Raw genomic sequence first — 16286 nt, forward strand, 5'->3', positions numbered from 1 at the left:
CCTACGGCCGGGTCGGTTTTTCGACTCGTCGCGGATCACGCCTCCCGAGAAGACTGGCCGGACCTATGACGGACCGCCCGAATCGGGCAGCCGCCGCGTCGGCGGCCACCTCCGCCTCCCGCCAGCCGCGCTCCGGCGCACCGAGGGTGAGCTGTCGCGGCGTCTCCGCCGCGGTGGCGAGCCCCTCCATGCGTACGCCGACCAGGCGGACCGGCTCGCCGACGGCCAGGGCGGTCCAGAGGGCCCAGGCCGTGTCGAACATCTCCCGGGCGGTGTCGGTGGGCACGGTGAGGGTGCGGGACCGGGTGACCGTGCGGAAGTCGGCCAGCCGGACCTTGAGCGACACCGTCCGACCCACCTGACCGGCGGCGCGCAACCGGGCCCCGACCTTCTCGGCGAGGGCCAGCAGGGCGCGGCGGATCTCCACCGGGTCGGTGATGTCGACGTCGAAGGTGACCTCCGCGCCGATCGACTTCTCCACCTGCTCCGGGGAGACCCGGCGCGGGTCCCGACCCCAGGCCAGCTCGTGCAGGTGGGTCGCGGCCGCCTCGCCGACCGCCCGCCGGAGCAGGCCGAGCGGCGCCTCGGCCAGGTCGCCCACGGTGTTCAGGCCGAGCCGGCGCAGCGTCTCGGCGGACCGCTCCCCCACTCCCCACAGCGCCCCCACCGACAGCGGGTGCAGGAAGTCGAGCACCCGGCCGGCGGGCACCACGAGCAGCCCGTCCGGCTTGGCCCGGGTGGAGCCCAGCTTCGCCACGAACTTGCTCGGCGCCACCCCGACCGAGCAGGTCAGCCCCTGCTCCTCGGCGACCCGGCGGCGGATCAGCCGGGCGATCCCGGCCGGGGAGCCGAAGAGCCGGCGGGCGCCGGCCACGTCGAGGAACGCCTCGTCCAGGGAGAGCGGCTCGACCAGCGGGGTGACGTCCCGGAAGATCTGCATCACCGCCCGGGAGGCCGCCGAGTATTGCGTGAAGTCGGGCGGCAGGTAGACCGCGCCCGGGCAGAGCGCCCGGGCCCGCGCGGTCGGCATGGCGCTGCGGACGCCGTACCGTCGGGCCTCGTAGCTGGCCGAGCTGACCACCCCGCGCGGCCCCACCCCGCCCACCACGACCGGCCGGCCGCGCAGCTCGGGCCGGCGGCGCACCTCGACGGAGGCGAAGAACGCGTCCATGTCGACGTGCAGGATGGGGCAGCCGGTGTCGTCGGCGTCCGGCCCGAAGCGCGGATCACCGCCCCGGGGCAACGACTGGCTGCGGCCCATTCCCGCACGCTAACCGCCCGGTCCGACAACCCGCCCGCCGCCCCGCCCGAGCGCCCGCCACGAGCCGCCCCGGCGGCGGCGCCAGGCCCCTCCCTACCGTGAAGCTGCGCGGACCTTGCAGGCGCAGGGGGGCGGGCGGGTCAGCCGCGGATGGTGAGCAGTGGGATGGTCATCTCGGCGGCGGTGTCGGCGCCGTGGTACGCCACCAGCCGCGACTCCATCGGCTTCTCCGAGCGGGTGGCGACCACGGCGTACGTGTCCCGGCAGACCACCACCACGTCGCCGATCCGCTGCAGGTGTTCCTCGGCCACCGGCCCGAACCAGCCGGTGGCCACCGCCTCGTCCCGGGTCGTCACCCACGCGACGCCGTCCAGCACCGCCGACCAGGCGGCCACCACGTCCGCGGTGGCGCCCGGCTCGACGTGCAGGTAGCGGACCCGGGGCTCGCCGGCGACCACCCGGACCCCGGCCCGCAGCCGGGGATCGGTGTCCAGGTCGATCCGGTGGCCCGCCGGCACGTTGAGCTGCCCGTGATCGGCGGTTGCCAGCAGCGCGGCGTCCGGCGGCAGCCCGTCGACCAGCCGGACGAGCAGCCGGTCCACCTCGGCGGCGGCCAGCCGCCACGGCACGGAGTCGACGCCGCTCAGGTGTCCGTGCCGGTCCAGGTCCGGGTGATACCCGGAGACCAGGGTCGGCCCGGCGCCGGCCGCGAGGGCGGCGAGCATCTGCCCGGCGAGCGCGTCGACGCCGGACGCCCCCCGGTAGTCGCCGCCCCGGTTCGCGGCCAGGGTCAGGCCGCTGCCGCCGTACTCGGGGCGGCTGACCACGGTCACCGCGACCCCGGCGGCGCGGGCCCGCTCGTACTGGGTGGGGACGGGCTGCCAGCGCAGCGGCTCCGGGTCGCCGGCCCACTCGATGTGGCTGAGCACCCGGTCGGTGTTCGGGACCCGGACCTTGAAGCCGAGCACCCCGTGCGCGCCGGCGGCCACGCCGGTGCCGAGGGTGACCAGGCTGGTCGGGGTGGTGGAGGGAAATCCGGAGGTGAGGGGGGTGCCGACGGTGGCGGCCAGCCCGGCCAGGGTCGGGGCGTACGGGGTGGCGGCGGGGATCTGGTACCAGCCGAGCCCGTCGACCAGCAGGACCGCGATCCGGCGTACCCCGGCCAACCGGGGCGCCAGACCGAGCAGGTCGGCCGCGCCGGGCACGCCGAGCACCGCGAGCGCGCTGGGCAGGACGTCGGCGAGGCTGCCGCCACCGTAGCGGGGCGCGACCGGGGCGAGCGGATCCACCGCCGGGCCGGTCATACCGGGCGGCGGGCGAACAGGTGCAGCTGGGCGGCGATGTCCCGGTACGGCGGCCGGGCCGCCAGGGCCCGTTCCAGCTCGACCAGGGCGGCCGGCTGACCGTCCGCCACGGCGGCGGGCAGCAGGTCGGCCAGGACGCGTACGCCGTGGATCTCCTCGACGGTGAGCCCGGCGGCGCTGAGCAGGGCGACGGCGCCCTCGGCGTCGTACCGCCGGCGCAGGGTGTCCCGCGGGCCGGCGCTGCCGTCCGGGTCGGCGGCGAGCGCGGCGGCCACGTCGAGGTGGCCGTTCATCGCGCGGGTGAGCACGGCGGCGGCCCGCCCGGCGACCAGGACGCTGGCCGCGCCCCCGTGGCGCAGCGCGCCGACCAGGGCCGAGACCACCGACGCGGGGTCGTCGACGACCTCCAGGACGGCGTGGCAGAGCACCAGGTCCATGCTGGCCGGCTCGACCAGCCCCGCGAGCGCGTCACCGTCGCCCTGCACGGCGCGTACCCGGTCGGCGACCCCGGCCTCGGCGGCGCGGCGGGTCAGCGCGGCGAGCGCGTCGGGACTGGCGTCGACCACGGTGACGTGGTGGCCCGCCTCGGCGAGCGGGACGGCGAAGCCGCCGGTCCCGCCGCCGACGTCGAGCACCGTGAGCCGCTCGCCCACCCGGCGCTGCAGCTCGGCCCGGAGCACCGCCCAGATCACGGCGGTACGGGGGGTCAGGGTTCGGGTCTGCTCCACCCCGCCGAGCCTAGTCACCCGCGCCAGCGGGGTCAGGACTCGCCGCCTCCGGCCGGGTCCTCCTCGGCGCGGGAGCGGTGGGCGTTGGCGACCGGCCCGTCCGTCACCGGGTATTCGTGCACCTCGGTGTCGTGCGCCGGGACCCAGTCCGCACCGAGCCGGGTCCGTCGGGCGTTGGCGACGCCGTGGTGGGTGTTGCTCCCCGTCATCGTTTTCCACCTTTCCCGCGTGGGCCGCTCTGCCCATGCCGGCGGACCGTATCTCCGGCCCGCCGATCCAGGAAACGGAAATGTGGCCCACGCCATGCCCTCTGCCGGCCCGGTGTGGCGAAGGTCTCCACGACGTGGGCCTGGTGCCGGCCCGCCGTCGACGCCGGCACCGGGCTCGCCCCGGTCGGCGTGGCTGAGGCGAGGTCAGCGGAAGTCGCGGGAGGCCGGCGTGACCGGCGGGTCGATCGCGTCCAGCCGGTCCGCGGTGAGGCTGGTGACGCCCTCGTGCCGCTGCAACCGGCCCCGCACCACCAGCGCCCCGCTGGTGCGGGCGACCCGCCGGTAGCGCTGCCAGAGCCCCGGCGAGCAGGTGACGTTGAGCATCCCGGTCTCGTCCTCGAGGTTGAGGAAGGTGACCCCGCCCGCGGTCGCCGGCCGCTGCCGGTGGGTGACGATCCCGCCGACCCGGATCCGCTGGCCGGGCTCCACCCGGCCGAGCCGGGCGATCGGCACCGCGCCCAGGGCGTCCAGCCGGTCCCGGATGAACCGGGCCGGGTGGCTCTCCGGGGACAGGCCGGTGGCCCAGACGTCGGCAACCAGCCGGTCCACCGCCTCCATCCCGGGCAGGGTGGGCGGGGTCGCGCCGGTCACCGTGCCGGGCAGCCGGCCCGGCCGGTCCTGGGCCGCCGCGCCGGCGGCCCAGAGGGCCTGCCGCCGGGTCAGCCCGAAGCAGGCGAAGGCGTCCGCGGTGGCCAGCGCCTCCAGCTGGGCGGCGGTGAGCCCGACCCGCCGGGCCAGGTCCGGCATGTCCCGGTACGGCCCGTGGGCCGTCCGCTCCGCCTCGATCCGCTCGGCCACGTCGTCGCCGAGGGTGCGTACGCTGCTCAACCCGAGCCGGACGGCCGGGCCGCCCAGCCCCCAGGCGTGCGGCGGCTCCCCCGGCTGGCTCCCCCACCGGGTCTCCGGCGTGGACTCCAGCACCGCCTTGGCGCCGCTGGCGTTGATGTCCGGCCGGCGTACCTCGACGCCGTGCCGGCGGGCGTCGTCGACCAGGGTCTGCGGCGAGTAGAAGCCCATCGGCTGGGCGTTGAGCAGGGCGGCCAGGAACGGGCCCGGGTGGTAGCGCTTGAGCCAGGAACTGGCGTACACCAGGTAGGCGAAGCTCATCGCGTGGCTCTCCGGGAAGCCGTAGCTGGCGAAGGCGGTGAGCTTGCGATAGACGTCGTCGGCCAGTTCGCCGGTGATGCCCCGCTCGGCCATCCCGGCGTAGAGCCGGTCGGCGATCTGCGCCATCCGCTCCACCGAGCGCTTCGCCCCCATCGCCCGGCGCAGCTGGTCGGCCCCGGCCGCGTCGAAGCCGGCCAGGTCGATGGCGAGCTGCATGAGCTGCTCCTGGAACAGCGGCACGCCGAGGGTCTTCTCCAGCGCGTTGCGCATCAGCGGGTGCGGGAACGTCACCGGTTCCTGGCCGTTCTTGCGCCGGATGTACGGGTGCACCGAGCCGCCCTGGATCGGGCCGGGCCGGATCAGCGCCACCTCCACCACCAGGTCGTAGAAGACGCGGGGCTTGAGCCGGGGCAGGGTGGCCATCTGGGCGCGGCTCTCCACCTGGAACACCCCGACCGAGTCGGCCCGGCAGAGCATGTCGTAGACCTCGGGGTCGTCCAGGGTCATGTCGCCCAGGTCCAGGCTCATCCCGATCATGTCGTAGCCGTAGTGCAGCGCGGAGAGCATGCCGAGGCCGAGCAGGTCGAACTTGACCAGCCCGACGGCGGCGCAGTCGTCCTTGTCCCACTGCAGGACGCTGCGGTCGGGCATCCGCCCCCACTCGACCGGGCAGACCTCGATCACCGGCCGGTCGCAGATCACCATGCCGCCGGAGTGGATGCCCAGGTGCCGGGGGAACCTCTGCAGCTCGTTGGCGTACGCCACCACCTGCTCGGGAATGTCCGCCACGTCCACCGTCGCCACCGAGCCCCACCGGTCGATCTGCTTGCTCCAGGCGTCCTGCTGCCCGGGCGAGAAGCCGAACGCCTTGGCCACGTCCCGCACCGCCGACCGCGGCCGGTACGAGATGACGTTGGCGACCTGAGCGGTGTACTCCCGGCCGTACCGGGCGTAGACGTGCTGGATCACCTCCTCCCGACGGTCGGATTCGATGTCCACGTCGATGTCGGGCGGACCGTCGCGTTCCGGGGCGAGGAAACGCTCGAAGAGCAGCTGGTGCCGCACTGCGTCCACGTTGGTGATCCGCAGCGCGTAGCAGACCGCCGAGTTGGCCGCCGAGCCCCGGCCCTGGCAGTAGATGTCCTGCTCGCGGCAGAACGTGACGATGTCGTAGACCACCAGGAAGTAGCCGGGGAAGCCGAGGTCGGAGATCATCCGCAGCTCGTGCTCCAGCTGCGCGTACGCCTCCGGGTGCGCCTCGGGCGGGCCGTAGCGTTCCCGGGCGCCGTCCATGGTCAGCCGGCGCAGCCAGCTCATCTCGGTGTGCCCGGGCGGCACCGGGTACGCCGGCAGCTTCGGCGCGACCAGTTGCAGGTCGAAGGCGAGTTCCGCGCCGAACTCGGCGGCCCGGGCCACCGCGCCCGGGTACGCGGCGAACCGCGCCGCCATCTCCGCGCCGCTGCGCAGGTGGGCGGTGCCGGCGGCGGGCAGCCAGCCGTCGATCTCGTCCAGGCTGCGCCGGGCGCGCACCGCCGCCACGGTGGTGGCCAGTCGACGCCGGCCCGGGGTGGCGTAGTGCACGTTGTTCGTGGCGACCGTGGGCAGCCCCGCCGCGTCGGCCAGCTCGACCAGGGCGTCGTTGCGGTCGGCGTCGATCGGGTGGCCGTGGTCGGTCAGCTCCACCGCCACCGTCTCGGCGCCGAAGAGCGCGGTGAGCCGGTCCAGCTCCCGGGCGGCGGCGTCGACGCCCTCGGTGAGCAGGGCGCCGGGCACGTGCCCCTTGCGGCAGCCGGTGAGCACCAGCACGTGGTCGCGCAGCTCCGCCGCGACCTCCTCCAGCTCGCCGTAGACCGGGCGGCCCTTCTCGCCGCCGCGGAGCTGGGCGCGGGAGATGGTGGCGGCCAGCCGGGCGTACCCCTCGTGGCCGTGGGCGAGCACCAGCAGGTGCGACCCGTGCGGGTCGGGCTCGCCGTTCTGCGGGCCGGGCAGCCCGAGGGAGAGTTCCGCGCCGAAGACCGTCGGCAGGTGCAGTGCGCGGGCCGCCTCGGCGAACCGCACCACGCCGTAGAAGCCGTCGTGGTCGGTGACGGCGAGCGCGGTGAGCCCCAGCCGGGCGGCCTCCTCGGCCAGTTCCTCGGGGTGGCTCGCGCCGTCGAGGAAGCTGAAGTTGGAGTGCGCGTGCAGCTCCGCGTAGGGCACCGGGTCGTCCGGGCGGGGCAGCTCGGGCGGCTCGTACTGCTGCCGCTTGCGGCTCCACGCCGGGGAGTCGCCGCCGTCGGCGTCGACCGCGAGCGGGTCCACCACGTGCAGGTGCCGCTCGTCCCGGGACCGCCCCTTGCCGGACCGCCCACCGCGGGGCCGGCCGGAGAGCACCTGTTCCAGCTCCGACCAGGACAGATTCGGGTTGTGGAAGCTCACCGCCCCGCCCCCGCCGCTCGGCGCTCAGTCATAGATCGCCTCCACCAGCCACTGGCCGCCCTCGACCGCGAGCAGCAGGGCGGCGCCGTCGGCCAGGCAGACCTGGAACCGGGCCCGGCGCCGGGCCTCGGCCGGCGCCCACCAGCGCTCGTCCACCGGCCACGGGCCGGCCCAGCCGACGATCTCGGCCGGCCGGCCGGTGCCGACGACCAGTCGCGCGGGCGGGGCGCTCACCGCCAACCGGGCACTGACCACGACGGGCTCACCCGCGGTGTCGTGCACGGTGGCGAGGAGCGGGGTCGGCAGCACCACGGCCGGCGCGGGCGGCGGAAGCCGCCCCGGCCAGGGCGGGACCGGCGCCCCACCCGACCGCGCCACCCCGCCGGGGCGCGCCACCCCGGATCGGGTGGACGTACCCGACGGACCCGCCGCACCCGGGCGCGGCTCGCCGCCGGGCGATCCGGCGGAAGCATCGGCCGTCCCGGCCGGCAGCGGCGGCCCGCCCGCCGGGGCGGCGGGCAGGGGCGGTGGGCCGGGGCGGGCGGGCAGTCGTTCGTCGCCCCACGGGACCAGGCGTACCTGGTCGGCCGGGGAGCGTCCGCCGCCGAGCACCGGGGTGACCACCGCCTCGGGGCCGAGGATGCCCTGCACCCGGCTCAGCGCGCGGTGCGCCCGCTCCCGCTCCTCGCCGGTCTCCCCCCACAGCCCGGGTTGCAGGCCGGCCTGGGCGAGCACCCCGTCCGGCACCAGCCGCAGCCGGATGATGCCGGCGGTGGGGCGGGCCGGGCGGGCCCCGCCCCGGCCGTTGCTGCCGGAGAGCCAGCCGTCCAACTGCCAGCGCACCCGATCGGCGATGGCCGCGGCGGTGAGCAGGCCGTCGTGCCGCCAGACCCGGTGCAGCTCCTGGCCGTGCGCGGTGACCGCCTCGATGCCGAGCCGGGTGCAGGCCAGCCCGTACGCGGCGAGCCGCTCGTGCAGCTGCTCGGCCAGCGTCCGGGCGGCGAACGCCGCGGCGTCGACCCGGTCGATCGGCTCGTCGTACTCGGCGGTGACGGTCAGGTCGGCCGGCGGCTGCCGGACCGCGAGCGGCCGGTGGTCCCGGCCGGCGGCGAGCCGGTGGGCCAGCGCCCCGTCGAAGCCGAACCGGGCCAGCACGTCACCGGCGGGCAGCGCGGCGAAGTCCCCGAGGGTACGCACCCCCAGCCGGCGCAGCAGGTCGGTCAGGGCCGGCCGGCCGAGCGCCTCGACGGGCAGGGCGGCCAGGAACTCCGCGGTCCCGCCGGGCGGCACGATGCGCCCGTCCCGGGCGGCCAGCCCGGCGGCGAAGACCCCGTCGGCGACGCCGACCTGGCTCTCCACCGCGCAGGTCTGGGCGACGTGCTCGACGATCCGCTCGGCCGCCGCCTCCTCCCCGCCGAGGTAGCGGCTCGGCCCCCGGGCGGCCAGCGCGCAGGCGCCGGGGCGGATCACCTCGACCCCGGCGGCCACCTCCTCGACGGCGGCCACCACCGGCTCGAACGCCCGGGCGTCCCGGCCGGGATCGTGGTCGACGACGGTGAGCTGCGGGCAGCGCCCCTGTGCCTCCCGCTTGCGCAGCCCCCGGCGTACGCCCTCGGCGCGGGCCCGCTCGGAGCAGGCGACCACCCGGTTGGCGTGCAGCACCGCGACCGGGTCGGTGGCGGGCACCCCGTCGAGGATCTCGGCGGCGAGGACCGGCCAGTCCGGGCACCAGAGCAGCAGGGTCCGCACCGGCGCCCCGGTCATGCGGCCACCTCGCTCCGCTCGGCGGCCGCATGAGGCTCCACCGGACTGTGCCTGATGATTCGCTCGCTGCGCTCGCTCATGCCGACCCGATCGCGGTGCGGGGCCGGGCGGCCGGGACGGGCGACGCCACCACCCGGAGCCGGGGCGAGGTGGTGCGGGCGGCGGCACCGGTCGCCCGGGGGATGACCCGGGTCAGCTCGTCGCCGGGCAGCCAGACCTTGATCTCCTTGGGGCGGGCGGCCGCGCCCCGCCCCCGGGCCGAGACGGTCACCTCCCGGCGGCGCAGCCGCCCCCGGCCCGGGCCGAGCCCCTCCCAGACCCCGCGGACCACCTGGAGCGTGACGTCCGCGCCGTCCCACCGGCCGTACGGGACGAGCACGCTGCCGCGTTGCCGGGCCCGGGCGGCCAGCCGGTTGGCGACGGAGGCGGAGACCGTGGCCGGCACGGCGGTGACCACCACGTCGACCCCGTCGATGAGCGCGGCGACCACGGTGGGCCACTCGGGCCCGGGGTGCGGCACCAGGGCGAGCCGGTCCAGGGCGATCCCGGCCTCGGCCGCCGCGCCGGCCCCGAAGGTGGGCACGCCGACCACGGCGCACCAGGAGCCGGCCCGGGACGCCTCGGCGAGCAGGGCGAGGATCAGCGACGTCCCGCCGCTGCGCCGGGGCTGCCCGACGCCGACCGCGATGGTGCTGCCGCGCCGCAGCCCGCGGTTGGGCAGCAGCCCGGTCAGCTCGGGCCGGACGGGCAGCACCCGGTGGCCGCTCGCCGGGTCGGGCGCGCTCGCCGGGCGCACCAACTCGGCCAGCGCGGCGGAACCGACCACCATGCGGCCCGCCATCCGACCTACCCCCTGTCGTGTGTCGCCCACGGGTACGCCCCGTGGTGGTGGTGCTGCTGGATCTCCATGTGCGGCGGACGTCGCCGGACCGGGCACGACGACGTCCGGCCACCCGCCTCCCCGCCGGGTGGCCGGACGTCGCCGGGTCAGGCGGCGGCTGCTCCGGGTCGCGGCGTGGCGTCGGACACGCCGAGCCGGAGCGGCCGGTGCAGACCGTCGAGCGCCGGTTGCCGGCCGAGCGCGGTCTCCACCACGGCCACGAACTCCTCGGCGGCGCGGAGCAGGTCGTCGGCCTCCCGGGCGCTGACCACCCGGGGGATGCCGGCCTCGGCGGCGGCCCGCTTGCTCGCCCCGGCGGCGAAGTAGCCGGCCCACTCGTCGAGCTCGGGGGCGACGGTGGAGAGCAGGACCCAGACGCTGGTGATCCGGTTGCGCCGGCCGGGCGTGGGGCGGGCGCGGGCGGCGAGCAGCGCGGCGGCGGCGCGCAGCGCCGCGAGGTGGGCGGCGGCGTACCGGAGGCCGTCGGGGCGGGTCCGGGCGGCCTCGGCCAGCCCGTGGCGGGCCACCGCGAGCAACTGGGCGGGGGTGCGGTGCGGCAGCACGTGCGCGGGCACCGTCGGGGCCTGGGCCGGACTGGTCGGCATGGTCTCTCCTCCGCGTGGGCCGGGGCGGGGCGGCACGTGACGGATCGGATCCGCCGGCGGGACGCCCGGAGCGGGCGGTGCGGAGGAAGACGCACCAGGTGGGGGCCGGCCGGGTGTGGACGCTTCCCCACACCACACCCGGCCGGCGTACCGGCGGGTCCGTCGCCCGCCGCCCGGGGGTCGTGGGCGGCGGGCGACGACCTGCCTGACGGGTCCGGACTCGCGACTGTCCGGAGCCCGGTGCGGTCCGCGGAACCGCACCTCCCGGGAGCCGGCGCCGCGAAACACCCCTCCCGGGTGTTGGAACGAGCGTACGACTGAATCGAACACTCGTTCTAACTGCCCTGACAGTACACCTCCCCTCCGACGAAAATGCAACGTGTGACGCGCCCGGCGCGCCGATCACCCCGGGCCCGGCGCGTCGCCCGGGACACGCGAGAGGCGAGCCGGATTCTCAGCCGGCCCACAGCTTCGGCAAAGGGCGCGTCGAGTTCCCCGGCCCAGAGTGGGCTTCATGAACGTGAGCCGAACCGAAGAAACCCGCCGGTGACCGCCGCCGTCGCCGACCGGCGGACCGGACGCCGTACCCTGCCGGCGGTCCCCGCCTGGTGGGCCGACGTCGCCGGCACCGCCGCGGTGCTCAGCCTGCTGGTCGTCACCGCCCTCTGGACCGCCGATCGCGGGGTGCAGGAGCTGCTGGGCGGCCTCGCCACCGGCCTCACCTCGCTCGGCCGGCTCGCCGGTCTGGTCAGCACCGACCTGATGCTCATCCAGGTGGTGCTGATGGCCCGGGTGCCGCTGATCGAGCGACGCTTCGGCCAGGACCGGATCGCCCGCTGGCACCGGCTCGCCGGCTTCACCTCGTTCCACCTGCTGCTCACCCACGTGCTGCTGACCATCCTCGGGTACGCCGGCACCGCCCGGCAGGGCGTGCTGGCCGAGACCTGGGACCTGGTCGTCACGTACCCCGGGATGCTGCTGGCCACCGCGGCGCTGGCCCTGCTGGTGCTGGTGGTGGTGACCTCGGTCCGCGCGGCCCGGCGCCGGCTGCGCTACGAGTCCTGGCACCTGCTGCACCTGTACGCGTACCTCGGTGTCGCGCTGGCGCTGCCGCACCAGCTCTGGGCCGGCGCCGACTTCGTCGGCTCGGCGGCGGCCCGCGCCTACTGGTGGACGGTCTACCTGCTGGCGCTGGCCAGCGTGCTGGTCTACCGGCTCGGGCTGCCCGCCTGGCGGTCGCTGCGGCACCGGATCGAGGTGGCCGCGGTGGTGCCCGAGGCGCCCGGGGTCACCTCGGTCTGGCTGCGCGGGCGCGACCTGCACCGGCTGCCCGCCCGGGCCGGGCAGTTCCTCCTCTGGCGGTTCCTGGACGGCCCCGGCTGGTCCCGGGCGCACCCGTACTCGCTGTCGGCGCCGCCGAACGGGGACCTGATGCGGATCACCGTCAAGGACCTCGGCGACGACAGCGCCCGGATGGCCGCCCTGCGCCCCGGCACGAAAGTGCTGGTCGAGGGGCCGTACGGGCGGCTGACCGGGGAGCACTGGCGCGGCGGCGGGATCACCATGCTCGCCTGCGGGGTCGGGATCACCCCGCTGCTGGCACTGCTCTGGGAGCTGCCGTACGCCCCCGGCGAGGCGGTGCTGCTCTACCGCGCACGCACCCCGGCGGACCTGGCCTTCCGGGCCGAGCTGGACCAGCTCGCCACCGAGCGGGGGCTGGTGGTGCACCACCTGGTCGGCCCGCGGGCGGCCCGCCCGGCGTGGCTGCCCGCGTACGCCGAGGGGCTGTCCGACGCGGAGGCGCTGCGCCGGCTCTCCCCCGGCATCTCCGGTCACGACGTCTTCCTCTGCGGACCGGACGGCTGGGTCGACGCCGCCCGCGCCGCGACCCGCGCGGCGGGGGTTCCCGACGCGCACACCCATCACGAACGGTTCGCCTGGTGACAGGCACGAAAGGAGGATCCGTGCGACGGATCACCCTCTGGCTGCTCTCCACCGTGGCGGCCCTGGTGCTGCTGTTCAGCTACCGGACCAGCACGATGGGTCCGGGCGGGGCGAGCAGCGCGGCCGCCGGCGGCGGATCCGACGGGGTGGTGACGAACCCCGGGACCGCGACCGGCGCGGACGGCTCCACCGGCGCCGGCTCGTCGGGAGGCGCCTCTTCCGGCGGCACGGTCACCGGGTCGGTGGCGCAGACCCGGTGGGGGCCGGTGCAGGTCCGGATCACCGTCTCCGGCGGGAAGATCACCGACGTCAGGACGGTGCAGGTGCCGGACGGCAACCGCCGGGACCAGGAGATCAACGACTACGCGGTGCCGGTCCTGCGGCAGGAGGCCCTGGCCGCGCAGAGCGCCCGGATCGACACCGTCTCCGGGGCCACCGTCACCAGCGACGGCTACCGCGAGTCCCTCCAGTCCGCGATCGACGCGGCGCACCTGAAGTGAACGGAGTGGCGACGATGAACCTGACGATGGAACTGGACCGGCGGGCCTGGGTGGTGCAGGTGATGGGGCTGCCGGTGAGCGTGCACCTGCGCGGGCCGGAGGTGCACACCGACGCGGTGGCGGCGCGGGTGGAGCGGGTCTTCGCCGAGCTGGGCGAGGTGGACGCGGTGTTCAGCACGTACCGGCCGGAGAGCGTGCTGGGCCGGCTCGGCGGCGCGCCGCCCGACCCGGCCACCGCCGAGCCGGTGGTGCGCGAGGTGGTGGAGCTCTGCGAGCTGGCCCGCGCCCGCACCGGCGGCTGGTTCGACGCCCGGCGCCTGCCGCTGCCCGGCGGCGGCACCGGCTTCGACCCGTCCGGGCTGGTCAAGGGATGGGCGGTGGAGCGCGCCGCCCGGCACCTCGCCGACCTGCCCGAGCACGACCTCTGCCTCAACGCCGGCGGGGACGTGCTGCTGCGTACCGCGCCGGGCCGGCCGGCCTGGCGGGTCGGGGTGGAGGACCCCGACCACCCCGAGCGGATGCTCGACGTGGTCGAGCGGGCGGGCGGCGCCGTCGCCACCTCGGGCACCACGCGGCGCGGCGCGCACATCCTGGACCCGCGCGCCGGCCGGCCCGCCGAGGCCGTCCGGTCGGTCACCGTGGTCGGCCCCGAGCTGCTCTGGGCCGACGTGTACGCCACCGCGGCCGCCGCCCGGGGCGCGGACGCACTCGACTGGCTGGCCACCCTGGACGGCTACGCGGCCCTGCTGGTGGACAGCACCGGCCGGGTCCGGGCCACCTCGAACTGGCCCGGCTCCCGACCAGCCGTTCAGACCCGCGCCGCGTAGTCGGGCAGGTCGGCCTCGGTGGCCAGCGACCCGGTGCTGCGCACCAGCATCGACTGGACCGGGCGGGCGGCCAGCAGTCGGTCGCGCAGCCACAGCCCCCAGCCGCTGGCCGGGGCCAGGAAGTGGCCGGGGTTGGCGCCGCGCTGCCAGCGGGACGCGTACCCCCGCATCCGCCGCTCGTACGCCGGGAGCGCGACCCGGTGGTCGCCGCCGGTCAGAGCCAGCTCGCCGGCGAGCACGTACGCCCCGACGAGGCCGGTGCCGACCCCCATCCCGCCGAGGGTGACCCCCCACGCCGCGTCGCCGAGCAGCACGGTCCGGCCGGTGTGCCAGTGGGGCACGCGGACCCGGGCGATCGCGTCGAAGTAGAGCTCCGGCGCGGCGCGCAGGCCGGCCAGTAGCCGGGGCACGTGCCAGCCCAGCCCGGCGAAGGCGTCGGCGATCAGCGCCTGCTGCCGGTCGGGGTCGAGCCGGTCGTGGTCCTGCCGGGGCCCGGCGAAGACGGCGAGGGCGGTGGCCCGGTCGGGGTCGCGCGGATCGGCGGAGACGCTGGCCATCCGGCCGGGCACGTTGTACTGCCGGGGGACGGCGTCCGCCCCCAGGTCGTTCGGCAGGTCCCAGCCGGCCAGGTGGTAGCCGAGGTGGGTGACGTACGCCGGCTCCGGGCCGAGGGTCAGCCGGCGCACCCCGGAATGCATGCCGTCCGCGCCGACCACCAGGTCGACCGTGCGGGAGGCGCCCCGGGCGAGGTCGACGTGCACCCCGTCGCCGGTGTCGGTGAGCGCGGTGATCCGGTCGCCGAACAGGTACTCGACCCGGTCGGCGCCGCGCTCGTAAAGGATCCGGGACAGGTCCCGGCGGCGGACCTCCAGCTCGCCGCCGGCGAACTCGGCCGGCAGCCGGAAGATCTCCCGGTCGTGCTCGTCCACCCGGCTCATCGCGCCGGCGTGGGTCTGCACCGCGCGTAGCTCGTCGAGCACCCCCATGGCGGCGAGCACGCCGAGGTGGGTCGGCCCGCGGAAGTCGACCGCGAAGCCGCTGGTCCGCAGCGCCGGGGCGGCCTCGACGACGATGACCTCGGCCCCGTGCCGGGCCAGCCACCAGGCCACCGCCGGGCCGGCCACCCCGGCGCCGGAGACGAGCACCCGGAAGCCGCGCAGTGAAGAGGACATGTCTTCCCCCTTGGGATCTAAACTGTGTCCGTCAGATACAGAGTACTGTAGACACAGTTTCGATCCGTGGACAAGTGTGAGGTGCGCGTGGAGACCGGTGGCACCGACAACCGACGGCTCTACGAGCTGCTGTGGGGCACGCCCAGCGGGCCTCGCCGGGGCCCCCGGCCCACGCTGACCCTCGACGCGATCGCCCGGGCCGGCATCGCCATCGCCGACGCTGACGGGCTCGACGGGCTGACCATGCAGCGGGTCGCCGAGTCGCTGGACGTCACCAAGATGGCCCTCTACCGGTACGTGCCCGGCAAGGCGGAGCTGGTCGCCCTCATGCTGGAGACGGCGATGGGCGAGCCGTCCCCGCCCCGGACGGGCGCGGACTGGCGCGGCCAGCTCGATGACTGGACCCGGCAGATGTTCGACCGGTTCCGCCGCCACCCGTGGGCCAACGCGGCGACGGTCGGCCCCCGGCTCCCCGGCCCCAACGAGCTGGCCTGGTTGGAGCGGGTCGTCGCCGCCCTCACCGGCACCGGGCTGACCGGCGGCGAACAGCTCGACGTCGCGGTGCTCCTGGTCGGCCACGCCCGCAACCTGGCCCAGCACGCGACGGCGACCGCCGCCGAGACGCCCGGACAGCCTCGGGAGGCCGGGTTCGCCACGCTGCTGCGGGGCCGGGAGGAGCGCTTCCCGGCGCTGGACGTCGCGCTCCGCTCGGCCGCCGCCCAGGCCGCCGGCGACCAGGCGCTCGACTTCGGCCTCGCCCGCATCCTCGACGGCATCGAGGCTCTCATCGCCGCCCGCGCCGCCAGCCGCCCCGCCCGTTGACCAGGAAGTTGTTGCCGCGACACGCCCGGGGACGAGGGCAACAACTTCATGATCGACGCACCGAGGCGGGGCGGGACGGGCCCGACGGGATGAGGCAGGGAGAATGAGCGGCATGCAGCCACACCCGAACGTGCCGGCGGTACACCCGAACGTGCAGGCGGTGCAGCGGATTCTCGACGACGCGGACGCCCGCGACGGCTCCGGCGGGCCGAGCCGGGTCTGCCTGCTGCCCGAGGCGGTGCACACCGCCTCGGCGGCCGCCGAGGCGCTCGGCGTCGGCGTCGGCGCCATCGCCAACTCGCTCGTCTTCGACGCGGACGACGCGCCGCTGCTGGTGCTCACCTCGGGCGCGCACCGGGTAGACACCGCCGGGCTGGCCGCGTCCCTCGGGGTCACCCGGCTGCGCCGGGCCACCCCGGAGTTCGTCAAGCGGCACACCGGTCAGGTGATCGGCGGGGTCGCCCCGGTCGGCCACCCCCGGCCGATACGCACCGTGGTCGACACCGCCCTGCGGGCGTACGACGAGGTGTGGGCGGCCGGCGGCGTGCCGCAGGCGGTCTTCCCCACCACGTATGCGGAGCTGCTGCGGATCACCTCCGGTGCCCCCGCCGAAGTGGCGTGAGCGAGCGAACCATCAAGCTCAGCAGCGAGGCGGCTCGCGCCGCCGCGGGGCGAAGCGGGGCGG

Annotated in this window: 14 protein-coding genes; 5 read left to right on the forward strand and 9 right to left on the reverse strand. The window is 76.4% G+C overall.

Annotated elements, in window-relative coordinates:
- Position 1: 1 nt before the first annotated feature.
- From ACFYM6_RS04210 to ACFYM6_RS04245, 8 genes are all read right to left on the reverse strand, one after another.
- Positions 2-1261: a DNA polymerase IV gene (locus tag ACFYM6_RS04210; protein WP_387272092.1), complete on the reverse strand. Its 1260-nt coding sequence runs from the start codon at positions 1259-1261 to the stop codon at positions 2-4.
- A 140-nt stretch (positions 1262-1401) separates the two neighbouring features.
- Positions 1402-2565 carry an alkaline phosphatase family protein gene (locus ACFYM6_RS04215; RefSeq protein ID WP_387272094.1) on the reverse strand — a complete coding sequence of 388 codons (1164 nt, stop codon included), beginning with the start codon at positions 2563-2565 and terminating at the stop codon, positions 1402-1404.
- Positions 2562-3311: a methyltransferase domain-containing protein gene (locus tag ACFYM6_RS04220; protein WP_387272096.1), complete on the reverse strand. Its 750-nt coding sequence runs from the start codon at positions 3309-3311 to the stop codon at positions 2562-2564. The genes ACFYM6_RS04215 and ACFYM6_RS04220 overlap by 4 nt, the downstream gene beginning before the upstream one ends.
- A 14-nt stretch (positions 3312-3325) precedes the next feature.
- Positions 3326-3502 carry a hypothetical protein gene (locus ACFYM6_RS04225; RefSeq protein WP_387272098.1) on the reverse strand — a complete coding sequence of 59 codons (177 nt, stop codon included), beginning with the start codon at positions 3500-3502 and terminating at the stop codon, positions 3326-3328.
- Between the two features lie 204 nt (positions 3503-3706).
- The gene (locus ACFYM6_RS04230; protein ID WP_387272100.1) at positions 3707-7087 is read right to left on the reverse strand and encodes an error-prone DNA polymerase; all 3381 of its coding nucleotides are present in this window, start codon (positions 7085-7087) and stop codon (positions 3707-3709) included.
- Between the two features lie 24 nt (positions 7088-7111).
- On the reverse strand, positions 7112-8851 hold the full coding sequence (locus ACFYM6_RS04235) for a DNA polymerase Y family protein (protein ID WP_387272102.1): 1740 nt from the start codon (positions 8849-8851) through the stop codon (positions 7112-7114).
- A 76-nt stretch (positions 8852-8927) separates the two neighbouring features.
- Positions 8928-9692, reverse strand: a complete 765-nt coding sequence (locus ACFYM6_RS04240; RefSeq protein ID WP_387272104.1) for a hypothetical protein — start codon at positions 9690-9692, stop codon at positions 8928-8930.
- Between the two features lie 146 nt (positions 9693-9838).
- Positions 9839-10336, reverse strand: coding sequence for an SAV_6107 family HEPN domain-containing protein (locus tag ACFYM6_RS04245; protein WP_387272106.1), 498 nt, complete (start codon positions 10334-10336; stop codon positions 9839-9841).
- 546 nt (positions 10337-10882) lie between these two features.
- Between ACFYM6_RS04245 and ACFYM6_RS04250 the strand changes: the two genes are divergently transcribed.
- From ACFYM6_RS04250 to ACFYM6_RS04260, 3 genes are read left to right on the forward strand one after another with little or no spacing between them, the layout of a single operon-like run.
- Positions 10883-12280, forward strand: coding sequence for a ferric reductase-like transmembrane domain-containing protein (locus ACFYM6_RS04250; RefSeq protein ID WP_387272108.1), 1398 nt, complete (start codon positions 10883-10885; stop codon positions 12278-12280).
- A 20-nt stretch (positions 12281-12300) separates the two neighbouring features.
- On the forward strand, positions 12301-12780 hold the full coding sequence (locus ACFYM6_RS04255; RefSeq protein ID WP_387272110.1) for an FMN-binding protein: 480 nt from the start codon (positions 12301-12303) through the stop codon (positions 12778-12780).
- A gap of 14 nt (positions 12781-12794) precedes the next feature.
- Complete coding sequence (locus ACFYM6_RS04260; RefSeq protein ID WP_387272113.1) at positions 12795-13607, forward strand: FAD:protein FMN transferase; 813 nt, start codon at positions 12795-12797, stop codon at positions 13605-13607.
- Here ACFYM6_RS04260 and ACFYM6_RS04265 read toward each other — a convergent pair.
- Complete coding sequence (locus ACFYM6_RS04265) at positions 13589-14779, reverse strand: FAD-dependent monooxygenase (RefSeq protein ID WP_387272115.1); 1191 nt, start codon at positions 14777-14779, stop codon at positions 13589-13591. The two genes, ACFYM6_RS04260 and ACFYM6_RS04265, sit on opposite strands and share 19 nt — an antisense overlap.
- Positions 14780-14845: 66 nt before the next feature.
- Here ACFYM6_RS04265 and ACFYM6_RS04270 point away from each other — a divergent pair, with 66 nt between their 5' ends.
- Both ACFYM6_RS04270 and ACFYM6_RS04275 read left to right on the forward strand, forming a co-directional pair.
- On the forward strand, positions 14846-15601 hold the full coding sequence (locus ACFYM6_RS04270) for a TetR/AcrR family transcriptional regulator C-terminal domain-containing protein (RefSeq protein ID WP_387272116.1): 756 nt from the start codon (positions 14846-14848) through the stop codon (positions 15599-15601).
- A gap of 112 nt (positions 15602-15713) precedes the next feature.
- Positions 15714-16223: a YbaK/EbsC family protein gene (locus ACFYM6_RS04275; protein ID WP_387272118.1), complete on the forward strand. Its 510-nt coding sequence runs from the start codon at positions 15714-15716 to the stop codon at positions 16221-16223.
- The last annotated feature ends 63 nt before the right edge of the window (positions 16224-16286 follow it).

Origin of the sequence: Micromonospora sp. NPDC006431, assembly GCF_042870725.1 — a bacterium.
GTDB lineage: Bacteria > Actinomycetota > Actinomycetes > Mycobacteriales > Micromonosporaceae > Micromonospora.

Excerpts from the sequence above, each read along its gene's own strand:
- ACFYM6_RS04210 (WP_387272092.1), bottom strand. The coding sequence starts at position 1,261 with ATGGGCCGCAGCCAGTCGTTGCCCCGGGGCGGTGATCCGCGCTTCGGG.
- ACFYM6_RS04215 (WP_387272094.1), bottom strand. The coding sequence starts at position 2,565 with ATGACCGGCCCGGCGGTGGATCCGCTCGCCCCGGTCGCGCCCCGCTAC.
- ACFYM6_RS04240 (WP_387272104.1), bottom strand. The coding sequence starts at position 9,692 with ATGGCGGGCCGCATGGTGGTCGGTTCCGCCGCGCTGGCCGAGTTGGTG.
- ACFYM6_RS04225 (WP_387272098.1), bottom strand. The coding sequence starts at position 3,502 with ATGACGGGGAGCAACACCCACCACGGCGTCGCCAACGCCCGACGGACC.
- ACFYM6_RS04265 (WP_387272115.1), bottom strand. The coding sequence starts at position 14,779 with ATGTCCTCTTCACTGCGCGGCTTCCGGGTGCTCGTCTCCGGCGCCGGG.
- ACFYM6_RS04260 (WP_387272113.1), top strand. The coding sequence starts at position 12,795 with ATGAACCTGACGATGGAACTGGACCGGCGGGCCTGGGTGGTGCAGGTG.
- ACFYM6_RS04245 (WP_387272106.1), bottom strand. The coding sequence starts at position 10,336 with ATGCCGACCAGTCCGGCCCAGGCCCCGACGGTGCCCGCGCACGTGCTG.
- ACFYM6_RS04275 (WP_387272118.1), top strand. The coding sequence starts at position 15,714 with ATGCAGCCACACCCGAACGTGCCGGCGGTACACCCGAACGTGCAGGCG.
- ACFYM6_RS04235 (WP_387272102.1), bottom strand. The coding sequence starts at position 8,851 with ATGACCGGGGCGCCGGTGCGGACCCTGCTGCTCTGGTGCCCGGACTGG.